Source organism: Arcobacter sp. F155, assembly GCF_004116455.1.
Lineage (GTDB): Bacteria > Campylobacterota > Campylobacteria > Campylobacterales > Arcobacteraceae > Halarcobacter.
On sequence record NZ_PDJU01000002.1, the window covers coordinates 334372 to 346897 of the forward strand.

17 protein-coding genes are annotated in these 12526 nt (G+C 30.3%); 8 read left to right on the forward strand and 9 right to left on the reverse strand.

The features are described from left to right. Positions 1 to 54: 54 nt before the first annotated feature. The gene (locus CRV03_RS04130) at positions 55 to 882 is read left to right on the forward strand and encodes a LysR family transcriptional regulator (protein WP_129083880.1); all 828 of its coding nucleotides are present in this window, start codon (positions 55 to 57) and stop codon (positions 880 to 882) included. Positions 883 to 895: 13 nt separating this feature from the next. Here the strand turns inward: CRV03_RS04130 and CRV03_RS04135 are convergent, their stop codons facing one another. Next, complete coding sequence (locus CRV03_RS04135) at positions 896 to 1759, reverse strand: MBL fold metallo-hydrolase (protein ID WP_129083881.1); 864 nt, start codon at positions 1757 to 1759, stop codon at positions 896 to 898. A gap of 112 nt (positions 1760 to 1871) precedes the next feature. Between CRV03_RS04135 and CRV03_RS04140 the strand changes: the two genes are divergently transcribed. After that, complete coding sequence (locus CRV03_RS04140; RefSeq protein ID WP_258239000.1) at positions 1872 to 2360, forward strand: MarR family winged helix-turn-helix transcriptional regulator; 489 nt, start codon at positions 1872 to 1874, stop codon at positions 2358 to 2360. Between the two features lie 7 nt (positions 2361 to 2367). Here CRV03_RS04140 and CRV03_RS04145 read toward each other — a convergent pair whose 3' ends face one another. From CRV03_RS04145 to CRV03_RS04160, 4 genes are read right to left on the reverse strand one after another with little or no spacing between them, the layout of a single operon-like run. Next, complete coding sequence (locus CRV03_RS04145) at positions 2368 to 3495, reverse strand: MFS transporter (protein WP_258239001.1); 1128 nt, start codon at positions 3493 to 3495, stop codon at positions 2368 to 2370. A 42-nt stretch (positions 3496 to 3537) separates the two neighbouring features. Further along, positions 3538 to 4251 (reverse strand): LrgB family protein, encoded by a 714-nt coding sequence (locus tag CRV03_RS04150; protein ID WP_129083883.1) that lies wholly within the window; start codon positions 4249 to 4251, stop codon positions 3538 to 3540. Next, positions 4248 to 4598: a CidA/LrgA family protein gene (locus CRV03_RS04155; RefSeq protein ID WP_129083884.1), complete on the reverse strand. Its 351-nt coding sequence runs from the start codon at positions 4596 to 4598 to the stop codon at positions 4248 to 4250. The genes CRV03_RS04150 and CRV03_RS04155 overlap by 4 nt, the downstream gene beginning before the upstream one ends. An 11-nt stretch (positions 4599 to 4609) precedes the next feature. Continuing rightward, positions 4610 to 5326, reverse strand: a complete 717-nt coding sequence (locus CRV03_RS04160) for a sulfite exporter TauE/SafE family protein (RefSeq protein WP_129083885.1) — start codon at positions 5324 to 5326, stop codon at positions 4610 to 4612. A gap of 316 nt (positions 5327 to 5642) precedes the next feature. Here CRV03_RS04160 and CRV03_RS04170 point away from each other — a divergent pair, with 316 nt between their 5' ends. From CRV03_RS04170 to CRV03_RS04195, 6 genes are all read left to right on the forward strand, one after another. After that, entirely contained in the window at positions 5643 to 5873 is a 231-nt protein-coding gene (locus CRV03_RS04170; RefSeq protein ID WP_129083886.1) for a hypothetical protein, read from the forward strand. An 88-nt stretch (positions 5874 to 5961) separates the two neighbouring features. Further along, complete coding sequence (locus CRV03_RS04175) at positions 5962 to 6615, forward strand: peroxiredoxin-like family protein (protein ID WP_129083887.1); 654 nt, start codon at positions 5962 to 5964, stop codon at positions 6613 to 6615. 8 nt (positions 6616 to 6623) lie between these two features. Further along, complete coding sequence (locus tag CRV03_RS14095; protein ID WP_164968612.1) at positions 6624 to 7196, forward strand: TetR/AcrR family transcriptional regulator; 573 nt, start codon at positions 6624 to 6626, stop codon at positions 7194 to 7196. Between the two features lie 9 nt (positions 7197 to 7205). Next, positions 7206 to 7997, forward strand: coding sequence for an exodeoxyribonuclease III (locus CRV03_RS04185; protein ID WP_129083888.1), 792 nt, complete (start codon positions 7206 to 7208; stop codon positions 7995 to 7997). Positions 7998 to 8006: 9 nt separating this feature from the next. Continuing rightward, entirely contained in the window at positions 8007 to 8696 is a 690-nt protein-coding gene (locus tag CRV03_RS04190; protein WP_129083889.1) for a bifunctional 2-polyprenyl-6-hydroxyphenol methylase/3-demethylubiquinol 3-O-methyltransferase UbiG, read from the forward strand. A gap of 205 nt (positions 8697 to 8901) precedes the next feature. After that, complete coding sequence (locus CRV03_RS04195) at positions 8902 to 9933, forward strand: cytochrome-c peroxidase (RefSeq protein WP_129083890.1); 1032 nt, start codon at positions 8902 to 8904, stop codon at positions 9931 to 9933. On the opposite strand, the gene CRV03_RS04200 is transcribed toward CRV03_RS04195, so the two are convergent. Genes CRV03_RS04200 through CRV03_RS04215 form a run of 4 tightly spaced genes read right to left on the reverse strand, consistent with a single transcriptional unit; the run spans position 9930 to position 12401 of the window. Next, positions 9930 to 10817 carry a radical SAM protein gene (locus CRV03_RS04200; RefSeq protein ID WP_258239002.1) on the reverse strand — a complete coding sequence of 296 codons (888 nt, stop codon included), beginning with the start codon at positions 10815 to 10817 and terminating at the stop codon, positions 9930 to 9932. The two genes, CRV03_RS04195 and CRV03_RS04200, sit on opposite strands and share 4 nt — an antisense overlap. Beyond that, positions 10814 to 11239, reverse strand: a complete 426-nt coding sequence (locus CRV03_RS04205; RefSeq protein ID WP_129083891.1) for a phosphate-starvation-inducible PsiE family protein — start codon at positions 11237 to 11239, stop codon at positions 10814 to 10816. The genes CRV03_RS04200 and CRV03_RS04205 overlap by 4 nt, the downstream gene beginning before the upstream one ends. Positions 11240 to 11255: 16 nt before the next feature. Then, complete coding sequence (locus CRV03_RS04210; RefSeq protein ID WP_129083892.1) at positions 11256 to 12122, reverse strand: ADP-ribosylglycohydrolase family protein; 867 nt, start codon at positions 12120 to 12122, stop codon at positions 11256 to 11258. Positions 12123 to 12134: 12 nt separating this feature from the next. Next, the gene (locus CRV03_RS04215) at positions 12135 to 12401 is read right to left on the reverse strand and encodes a DnaJ domain-containing protein (RefSeq protein ID WP_129083893.1); all 267 of its coding nucleotides are present in this window, start codon (positions 12399 to 12401) and stop codon (positions 12135 to 12137) included. Positions 12402 to 12526 lie beyond the last annotated feature (125 nt).

A 12526-nucleotide genomic window follows, 5' to 3' on the forward strand; every position in this document is an offset into this window, starting at 1 on the left:
AAAAATGATGATGTGTCAAATATCAAATCGTGATTAATGATATAAGGAAAAGTGATGGACTCAAATTTATTAAAGGTATTTGTAGCAGTTGCCCAAGAACAAAGTATTACTTTAGCTGCAAAAAAACTAGGCTTTGCTCAATCAAATGTTACATCAAGAATAAAACAACTTGAAAAATCAGTTGGCTACTCACTATTTCATCGTGTTCCTAAAGGTGTAGTTCTAACTTATGAGGGAGAAAAGCTTTATAAACACGCAGTTGAAATAGTAAAAAAAGTAGAAAATGCAGTCTTAGATATGCAAAATATGCAGTATCAAAAAAAACTTGTAGTTGGTTCAACAGATTGTAATGCAGCAGTTCGAATCTCTTCATTTTTAATGAAACTTCATAAAGACTATCCAAAAATTCAACTTGAACTTCTAACTGGAACAACAAGAGATGTGATACAAATGATTTTAAACTATAAAGTTGATATCGCTTTTATAAGTGGAGAACCAAACCACGAAGAGCTTATGGTTTTACAAAAACTTGAGGAAGAAATAGCCATCTTAGAACCACAAGATGAAGCTTGTCCAAATGTGATTTTATCCTTTAAAGAGGGTTGTGCTTATGATGAGTTTTTAAAAAACTACTATATTCAAAAAGGTGAAGATATAGAAAAATCACTTGCATTTGGTAGTTTAGAGACAATCTTAGCTTGTGTAAAATCTGGTATGGGAAAAACTTTACTTCCTACAAACTTAGTTGATAAATTAGGCTTTAGCAAAGACTTAAAAATCACAAAACTAGATAAAAAGACAGCTTATATTCCTACTTGTCTTATTTGTAGAAAAGACAATGTCCCTAAAATAGCTGAGTACTTAAAAACTCTTGAGTATTAAGAAGAAAGTGGATTTACCACTTTACTTCTCCTTTTACTACTTGCGCACCTAGCTTTAAAGAAAAACTATCTTTATCTAACTTTGGATAAATAGTTTGCATTATAGAGATTAGCTCTTTTGAGTTTTTTGCTTTTGATACAGCTTTTTCATATGTTTCAAGATACTTTATAGAAAACTCAATAGCACTTATATCATTTTTACTTCCCTCTTTTGAGTGGGCAGGAATAACAGTTTTTATCTCAAGTTTCTTCATATCTTTTAAAACTTTTAACCACTGTTCTCTTTCTTTTTTAGTAGAAGTATCTGCCATCCATAAATGCTCTTTATCAGTAATATTAATACCTCCAAAAATAGCTTTTATACTTGGTACATAAACATAAGACCTTGTTGAGTTAAAATTCATAATTTTTAATTTTTTATCTTCTAACTCTATAAAGTCTTTTTCTAAAATAGAAGGAATCAATACATATGAAGGAGCATTGTTTTCTAGCTTTGGACCCCAATAGTTTAACTTATCTTGATAAGTCTTTTTTATATGTGCAACAGTTTGTTTAGTAGCGTATATCTTAGCTTTTGGAAATGCTTTTGTAATAACTTCTAAACCAAAATAATAATCAGGGTCACCATGACTTACATAGATTTTCTTTAGTTCTCTTTTACTTTTTAAAACTTGTGCTACAACTTTATGTGCATCCGCTTTTGTAAAATGTGCATCTATTAATACAGCCTCTTTTTTCCCTAAAACTAAAACAGAAGCAAGATTAAATCCATCTTCCCCTGCTCTATGAACTTTATATGTTAGTTCATTTTCTTTTGCTATTAAACTATTTGATATAAATAAAAGCATCGAAAAAACTACAAGTAGTCCTCTTTTCATTTGTTTCCTTTTTCTTTTTTTTGAATAATATCATTTTAAAACTTAATTTACTTTACTAGTAAAATACTTTTAAAATACTTGTATTTAACTAGAGTTTGTATATAATCACCCTATGAAAATAAAAGATTTAGAAAAAGACATTCAAAGAAATAAAGAAAAGTCACCAGAAACATATAATGAAATATCAAATGTAACTATTCCTTTTTATATGTTTTACAACAAAATGTTTGGTGGTGTAACAAAACTAGAAGAAGATAAATATCAAATAACTCATAGTGAACTAGATGTATTATCATGTTTAAGAATGAGTGAAAATGATGAACATATTCTTTCACCTACAAAACTATACGAAAGACTTCTTTTTACTGGTGGAGCAATAACAAAGGTTCTAAAAAAGTTAGAAAAGAAAAACTATATTATTAGACTTGAAAATGAGTTTGATAAAAGAAGTAAATTAGTACAACTAACCTCTTTAGGAAAAGAGACTCACGACAAAGTTATGAAAGATGTTTTAAACTTTGAAGAAGAGTGTTTTTCTGAACTAAATAAAGAAGAGTTAGAGCTTTTTAGAAGCTTACTTTTAAAGCTTCTAAAAAAATAAGCTCTTTTTATCTTTGTTTTAAAGTAGTTTCCACACCTTGGTCGGGATGCCTTGGTATCAAAAATGATAAAGAAAAAGATAGTAAAGCAATACTTGCACCAATAATAAATACTAAAGAAGTAGAATAAAGCCAAACTAATCCTAAAAGAGCAGGTAAAAATACTGCTGCAATGTGATTTATAGTAAATGACACAGCACTTGCACTTGCGATATCTTTTGGGTCAGCAATTTTTTGAAAATATGTTTTAAGAGCAATTGCCATAGAAAACAGAATATGATCAATTATAAAAAGAAAATATGCCACATAAAGATTTTCAACAAAAGCATATGAAACAAATACAAGCATAAGTCCAATATACTCAAATCTTAGAGTATTTCTCTCCCCAAATTTAACAATAAATTTTCCTATTTTTGGAGCAAAATACATATTTAAAACAGAGTTTATAAATAAAAGTGCAACCATATTATGAACATCTACACCAAACTTTTCTACAAGTAAAAATCCTGCAAATACAATAAAGATTTGTCTTCTAGCTCCTGCAAAGAAAGTTAGAACATAAAAAAGCCAATACTCTTTTTTAAGTGTGATTTTCTTTTCTTGAACTACATCATCTTTAAAATGTTCAAATGCCATCCAAGAGATAATACCAACAACTAAAGTTACTCCACCAAAAAAGGCATAAACATATTTATACTCTACAGAATAAAACTTCATCATCACATAAATAAGTACAAAAACTACAAGTGAAGTAAAAGATTTAGCCGCAGTTATCTTTCCTAAAATAATAGGTGCTTTCTCTTTACTTAGCCATTGCAAGGCTAATGACTGATTTAAAGTTTCAAGATAATGAAAACCTATAGACATAATTACTGTTGTAATATAAAGCCCAAGTGCAGAAGGATAAAACCCAGTTAATAAAACCCCAACACCAAGCATCATCATAGAGATATATGCAAGTCTTTGTTGAGCTACAAATATTATCACTAATACAACTGTAAAAGCTAAAAATCCAGGTATCTCTCTTAAACTTTGTAAAATCCCTATTTGGCTTCCATCAAATGAAGCTGCTTCAATAACAAAGTTATTAAGCAGGCTCATCCATGCAGAAAAAGAGAAAACCATAGATATAGACATAATGTATAGCAAAGCTACACGTGATTTAAATATCTTTCCCATCTATTTAAAAAGTTGTACAACTAAAGGAAGAAAAACTGCTGTTAATATTCCTGTTAGTCCCATAGCTAAAGCCCCAAAGGCTGCTGCTTTTTCAGAGATTTCAATAGCTCTTGCAGTTCCTATACCATGAGAAACTACTCCAAGGGCAAAACCTTTTGAAGTATCATGTTTGATTTTTAAAAGTTTAAAAATAGCTGTTCCTAAAAGTGCCCCAATAATTCCAGTAATAATCACAAAACCAACTGCTAAAGAAGGTATTGCACCAATTTGCTCAGATGTAATAATTGCAATTGGAGCTGTGATTGATTTTGTAGTCATTGACAACATCGTTGGAAGTTGCGCATCTAAAGCCCACAATAAAGCAATTGCAATTGCAATAGTAAATGTCCCTGCTACAACTAGTGTAATAAATATTGGGAAAAATAGCGACTTAATATGCTTTAAATTCTTATATAAAGGAAGTGCTAATGCAACCGTTGCAGGACCTAAAAAGAAGTGAATAATCTCAACTCCTTTAAAATACTCTTCATAAGAAACCCCTGTGGTAATAAGGGCTGTCATAATAATTAAATATGTGATAATAATTGGCTGTAAAAGTGTGTGTTTATCAAACTTTTCATAAACAATAATTCCAATTTTGAATGAACCTAAAGTTAATAACAACCATACAAGAGGAGTGTTTGTAACGTACTGTATAAGTGCATCTATATTCATTTTTTATTCTCCTGTCTGATTGTTAAGTAATCCATTAATTTAGCACAAAAACCTAATGCAATAATTGTTCCTACAAATAGTGAAACTGTAATAGCCCAAAACTCTTTTGAGATAATATCAACTTGCGTAATAATTCCCATCGCAGCAGGAATAAATAACATAGGTAAATATCTTAAATGAATTGAAACTGCATTGTCAAGGCTTGGAAAACTAGCCTTTCTAATGATTAAGAAAATAAGTAATAAAACCATACCAATAACTGGTCCTGGTACTAATAAATCAAAAAGTTTAGCAATACATTCACCTATAAATTGAAAAAATAATAGTGTAATAATTCCTTTTAACATGTGTCCTCTTTTTACATAAATACAAAAATAACAAGCTTGATAGCCATAAGTGATAAGATAATTTTTAATGCTAACATAAATTTTTTACCATCTATTTTATCTCTTAGTTTTGTTCCTGCATAACTTCCAGCAACTGCTCCTATAATCATGGCAACTAAGATACCAATATAATCAAAAAATATAAACCCGAAAATCATAAAAGCAAAAACTTTAAGCAAGTGAGTAATACTCATCAAAGCAGCAGCAGTAGCTACAACTGTGTGTTTGTCATTGTAATCTTTAACTAAAAGTGTAGTTGCAAGTGGTCCAGTAGCACCAACAACAATAGAAAAACCACTTTGAATAAAACCAATTAAATAATAACTTTCAAATTTTTTGATTTTCTCATTAAACTTTTGACTCCATAGGGAAAGCAAAATATAAATTCCTATAAAAAGAGGAATGTATGTTAATGAAACAAAATACAAAATAACAGCAAAAAAAGATACACCAGCAAGTGAACCAATCAAAAACTTAGGTATAACTTCTACTTTTACATCTTTATATCCAAAAACTGCACGACTTAAGTTACTACTTAATTGTGTCAAACCATGAACAGGAACTAAAGCATTTATGGGTAAAAAAGAAGGAAGAATAGCGATCAAAATCATTCCTCCACCAAGACCAACAACCCCTGCAATAGTAGATGTAAAAAAGGTAATAATTCCCAGCAAAATCTCTTGTGACATCTCTAATATCTTTATAAATAATTTTTAGTAAAATACCACACTCAAACTTAAAATTAAAGGTAAAATAATTTGGAAATGGATATATATCAGTTTATAGGATTTGTAGGAATGCTCTTTGTTGTATTGGCATATTTTTTACTACAAACTAATAAATATACTATAAGTTCTCTACCTTATCAGGTTTTAAACCTAGTTGGTGCAATATTGTTATTCATATCATTATGTGTGCATTTTAACTTAGGTTCATTTATTATTGAAGTATTTTGGATACTAATCACGCTTTATGGTATGGCTAAAAACTTAAAAAGGAAAAAAAGTGAAGCTTAGTATTTTTGTAGCACTTCTTTGTACATCACTGTTTGCAAACAATTACTACAACCAAGAAAAAGGTAAAATCGATATGCATGGCGGAAAAGGTGATAAACTACTTGGAAACTCATCACACTTTTCAAATCAAAAAGGTCTTAACTCTTTACAAGACTTAACAATAAAAAAACCTAAAGAACCTTCTAAACCAAAACAACCAACTATCAAAATAGAAAAATAATTTTTTTAAAAGTTCTTGACAAGATTGAAAAATCTTGTTAATATTTCAACAGACCAACTGGTCGGTTTTATTTTAAAAGGAAAAAATCATGTCTAGATTATTAGATGAAATCAAAAAATACCAAGAAGCTTTTAAAGAGAAAGTTCCAGAAGATATTCAAAAAATTATGTTAGATGCAACGGAAGAGTTAAAAAGATTAAGTCTTTCAAAAGATGCACTAAAAGTAAGTGACAAAGCAATCAACTTTGAACTACCAAATGCAGTTAATAAACATGTTTCACTAAAAAAAGCTTTAGAAAACAATGAGTTTGTAGTAATAAACTTCTACAGAGGTCAATGGTGCCCTTATTGTAATTTAGAACTAAAAGCTTTACAAACTATCAATGAAGAACTTGCAAAATTAAATACAAAAATCATAGCTATTTCTCCACAAACTCCTGATTCATCTCTTTCAACAAAAGAGAAAAATGAGTTAGCATTTGAGGTTTTAAGTGATAAAGAAAACAAGGTTGCAAAAGAGTATGGACTAGTATTTTCTCTTGCTGAAGAATTAAGACCTATCTATAAAAGTTTTGGAATAGATATTGAAAGTTCAAATAAAGAGGACTCATACGAACTGCCGATGCCAGCAACATATATCATAAATAAAAACCAAGAAATAATCTACAGTTTCATAGATGAAGATTATACTAAACGAAGCGAACCTCAAACAATATTGGATATAATACAGAAAAATTCATAAGAGGTTTAATGAGTACGGTAAGAGAGAAATTGATAGAAGCTACCTTTGAAGAAGTCTTTACAAAAGGCTACAACGGAGCTTCACTAGCAAATATTTTAAATCGTGCAGAAGTAAAAAAAGGAGCTATGTACCACTACTTCTCTTCAAAAAAAGAGATGGTACTTGCTATGATAAAAGAGCAACAACAAACAAGAATAGAAAGAAAATGGAAACCACTAATAGATGAAAAAGAGGATACTATCTCTGTCTTAACATCTATTTTGTTAGATACTAAAAGTTGGGATTTAACAAATGGTTGTGCCTTTGGAAACTTGATGCAAGAGTCTTTTGACCAAGATGAAGACTTCGCTTTAGTTTTAGAAGAAATACTTCAAAACTGGAAAAATCTATTTATAGATGCACTTAATAAAGCACTTAAAAACAATCAATTAAAAGAAAATACAAATATACAACAGTGCGCTACTTTTATAATAGCTACTTTAGAAGGAGCTATTCTTCTTAGCAAAAAATCAAAAGATTCACAAAACTATGAAGACTGCATGTCTCAACTAACTATCTTTTTAAACTCTCTTAAAAAATAAAGGAACTATATGTCGAAACAAAATTATAAATTTATTTCATGGAACGTAAATGGTGTTAGAGCAGTTGATAAAAAAGAAGCACTTAAATGGGTAGATGATGCAAGTATTGATATTCTTGGATTACAAGAAACAAAAGCACAAGCAGAGCAAATCCCAGAAACTATTTTTGATAAAAACTATAAAAATCTTCATGTATCAAGTTCAGCTATAAAAGGAAGAAGTGGTGTTGCACTTTTTACTGATTTAGAGCCACACTTTACTTGTAACTGCCCGACTGTTGATATACTTGATGAAGGAAGAATCAACGAAGCTCACTTTAAACTTGGGGATAAAGAGATTGCTTACTTTAATGTATACTTCCCAAATGGACAATCAAAAGAAGAAAGACTTACATATAAAATGGAGTTTTACGATAGATTTTTGGAGCATTGTGAAAACCTAAAAAAAGAAGGAAAATCTATCATCGTATGTGGTGATGTAAATACTGCTCATAGAGAAATCGACCTAGCAAGACCAAAAGCAAATGAAAAGACTTCTGGATTCTTACCTATGGAGAGAGAATGGATTGATAAGTTTTTAGCCCATGGTTATATTGATACTTTTAGACATATAAATGGTGATATGAAAGATTCATATAGCTGGTGGAGTTATAGAGCAAATGCAAGAGCAAATAATGTTGGCTGGAGAATTGATTATTTCTATGTAAGTGAAGACTTAAAAGATAGTATCAAAAATGCCTATATTATGGCAGAAGTAATGGGAAGTGACCATTGCCCTGTTGCTTTAGAGATAGAACTGTAAGGATACAAAATGGAAGACTTAGACTTTCTAAAAAAAGAAACTTTTTCACCTGAAGAATATAAAAAGATGGTAAAAGTCTTCCAAGAAAATGACAACCCTACTGGCTGGTTTGATAAAATCTACCAAAGTGCAAATGGCGACTATAAAGAAGTTTTTTGGGCTGATTTAGAACCAAGCCCTTACTTAATCTCTTGGTTAAAAGAACAAAAAATCACAAAAGAAAATAAAACAGCTATTGTAATTGGTTGTGGAGTTGGAGATGATGCAGAAGCTTTAAGCTCTTTTGGTTTTGAAGTTACTGCTTTTGATATCTCCCCTACTGCAATAAATTTATGCAAAAAAAGATTTCCTAAATCTAAAGTATCTTATATAGTTGCTGACCTTTTTGATTATCCAAAAGATTGGTTTGAAAGTTTTGATGTAGTTTATGAGTGTAACACTATTCAAGTATTGCCTGACCAATATAGAAAAAAAGCAAGAAAAGCTATGAGTTCTCTTTTAGCAAAAGATGGATATATCTTAGTATCATGTAGAAGTAGAGAAGAAGGAACTATGTTAGATGTAATTCCTCTTCCCTTATCAAAATCAGAAATGGACGAATTTGTCACTCTTGATAAGCTTACTGAAGTAAGCTTTTTAGCCTATGATGATACGCAGGAACCTCCTGTACCTCACTTTTTTGGGATATATAAAAAATAATAATACCCTAAAATAAAATTCTTCCTATTTCAAGAAATAACCCGCTAATAAAATATAAATAAATTCATTATAAAAATATCATTACAAATTACTTAACTTAATAAAAGATTAATTTTATTCAATAATAAAGATATTTTATTTATTTTAATTTTCAATTAATAAAAATTATCCTATGATTTTATTTATCTACTAAAAGGAGAGAATAATGAAAACTAAAAGTGTAGTTTTAAGTTTAGCGTTAGTAGGTGTAAGTGCATTCGCTTCAAGTGATATGCAACTTATAAACAAAGTTAAAAAAGCAGGTGTTAAAGCAATACCTCAAAGTCAATTAGAAGTTTTAAAACTTGTAGATGACCCCAACAACCCAATTACTGAGAAGAAAGTTGAGTTAGGAAAGAAGTTATACTTTGAACCAAGACTATCAAAAAGTGGTCTTATTTCATGTAATACATGTCACAACCTTGGTATGGGTGGAGCTGATGGTGTAGCAGCAGCTGTAGGACATAAGTGGACACCAAATCCAGCTCACTTAAACTCACCAACTGTTTATAACTCAGTTTTAAACAAAGTGCAGTTTTGGGATGGAAGAAGTCCTCACTTAGAAGACCAAGCACAAGGACCTATTCAAGCTGGACCAGAAATGGCAGCACCGAAAAGTTTAGTTGAAGCTAGAGTTACTTCTATGCCAGCATATGTTGAAGAGTTCAAAGATGCTTATGGTGATGATGTAAAAATCGACTTCAAACTTATTGCAGATACAATTGCAGTATTTGAAAGAACATTAGTTACTCCATCAAGATTTGATGAGTTTATGCATGGAGATTTAGATGCTCTAACTCCTGCTGAAAAAGAAGGTTTAAATCTATTTGTGGACAAAGGCTGTGTATCATGCCACAATGACATAGGTTTAGGTGGAACAATGCAACCATTCCAAGTAGCAAAAAAATATAAATTTGCTTCTTTAGGTGGATTCCAAGGTGATAAAAATGGTATGGTAAAAACACCAACACTTAGAAACATCGAAGAGACAGCACCATATTTCCATAATGGAGCTATTTGGTCACTTGCAGATGCAGTAAAAGAGATGGGTTCTGTACAACTTGGTATCAATATCTCTGATAAAGAGTCTAAAAAGATTACTACTTTCTTAAAAGCTCTTACAGGTGATAAACCAGATATTTCATATCCTCAGTTACCAGTGAGTAGTTCAAAAACTCCAAAACCTGATATGAACTAAAAACCTCTTAAAAACATTGGTCTTAGCATAGAAGAGTCTTCTATTGCTAGGCTCAATGTCCCTATTAAATCCTCTTTATTTCTAGGAAGTGTTCCTTTTAAAGGTAAGGCATTTGAAGCGTGGTTAGACCTAAATACAATAGGCTTTTTAGGATTGATTAAAGATATCAAGCTTCTTTGTTCTTCTAACATATCTTTATCATCACAAAAAACAAACTCACTATTTTTCTTCTCAAATCTTTTGAAAAAGTTATCCTCTTTTGTACTTGTAAGTCCAAGCTGCAAAGTAGATAGATAGTTAATATGTTCACATTTATTGATAAGTTTTGCACTATCTTCAATATGTTCTTTTGATAGATTTTTACCACCAAGCCCTAAGATAAGAGTTGCTGATATTTTCATATTTGCTTTTGTTGCTTTATTTAGACCTTCTACCATTTTGTCAGGATTCATAGGTTTATTTACATATTTTAGTAACTCATGATTTCCACTTTCAATTCCATAATAAACCAAAGATAAACCATGCTCTCTTAAAAGATTTAACTCTTCTTGTGATTTTTGTAAAAGGTTATAAGGACTTGCATAAGAAGAGACTCTTTGAAGTTTTGGAAAACTCTTTTTTAGATAAGTTAAAACCTCAACTAAAAAAGAAGTATCACAAGCTAATGCATCACCATCTGCTAAAAATACTCTTCTTTCGTCAGAGTAAACAGACATACTATCTATGTCTTTAAATATTTCGTCTAAATTTCTAGTTTGGAAAGTTTTTGTTTCATACATAGAGCAAAAGCTACACTTGTTGTATGAACAACCAAGTGTAACTTGTATGATTATTGAATTTGCCTCTGCAGGAGGTCTATATACAGGTTCGTGATAGTTTATCATTTACTACTGTTTTGTTTTTTCATCTTGTCAATAAGATATTTTGGTGCAGTTTTAATAGATAAATACCTTACTACAAATAAGAAGATAATTACCCCAGAGATAATCATAATATTATAGTTTAAACTACTTGCCCAAAGTGCTTCAATAGAATCTATCTTTTCATTGTTGATTTTCACTAGATTTACTATTAGCTCCCTTAAAGCTAAGATAATAAATGCATCAACTAAAAAAGAGATAACAACCCTTTGTTCTCTGATATAGTTTACCACTGCCCTTACGATTTCAAGATAGATAATAAAATACAGCATATAGATTATAAACTCTAACATCATATCTAAAGCCATTGCAGCTAAAAATAGTACTGATGCAAAAAGAATCTCTATATAAAATTTATCTTGAAAAAATCGCATAAATCTTCTCATCCGTGTCCTTTTCTTTTTATATAATTGTTGCTCTAATACTTAACCATGAAGGTGGTATTTGAGTTAGTTTTTTATCTTCTTGTGCCATAAAGATAAGTGTTGCAATCATTGCTCTTGCACTTGTTTCCCCACCTGCTTTTGCATTGCAAACAAGCATATCTTTTAGATTGTCATACTTACTTAAAAGATGTATCACACCTTGGAAACCACCATTTATATCACAAGCAGGTCCAAAGTTTCTGATTGCTACTGAGGTATCTTCTGTCTTTGAAGCAAGTCCACTATTTATATAGCCTTGGAACTTTGAGTCAAACTCTTCTTTTAACTCTTCAATAGCTTTTAAAATCTCTTTTCTTTCTAAAACCTCAACTAAAAGTTTTGCAAAGAATCTTGAAGCAATTAAAGCTTCATTTGAGTTGTGAGTTACTTGTACAAAGTTTTCTACGTTTTCTAAGAACTCTTTTTTATCTTTTGATACAAGTAACAATGGAGCAACTCTTCCAACTACTGATAAATCAGTTGATTCTGAACCTGTAGGAGATAAACCTTCATTGATATTTGCTAAAGTATCTCTCGATGCACCATCAATATAGCCATTGTAGCACTGCATCCTGTCAAACCAGTATTTTGTATACTCATTTACATCAAATGTTTCTTTGTTTTGTAAGAAATTATATAACCAAAGTATTTGGTCGCCATAATGAGTAAACTCACCTGCTTTTCTACCTTTGTGCCATAAAGCTTTTGCATCATTTAACTCATTCCAATCTACATCAAGATTTAATAACTGTTTTTCATCATAAACCCAATGTGACCCTAAAGAGTATGAGTCAGCAACTAAAGTACTTAATATCAACTCTTTTGCATTTCTAATATCATTCATACAAGTTCCTTATTATTTGTTCCAGTTTTTATAGTTGGTAAATGGAGGAAACTGAGCTTTAAACTCTTCTTCATCAAATGAATACCTGAAGGAATCAATATATGTATTCAAAAGTTCATATGACTCTTGCAGTTGTTGAAACTTTTCATCACTTCCTTCTGGCATATCAGGATGTAACTTTTTTGACAACTTTAAATATTTTTGTTTTAACTCTTTTTTTGAAGTTCCTGTTAAAATTCCAAAAAGATCAACAGCTTTTTCAAACTCTTCATAATCCATATAAATTCCCTATATTACATTAATCTATTATAATATAATCATACTTTATAATTATTAATATTTTATTAAAATCATATATCTAACTTTGAAGCTTTAGAGATATCTAGTATTTATACAACAAATGC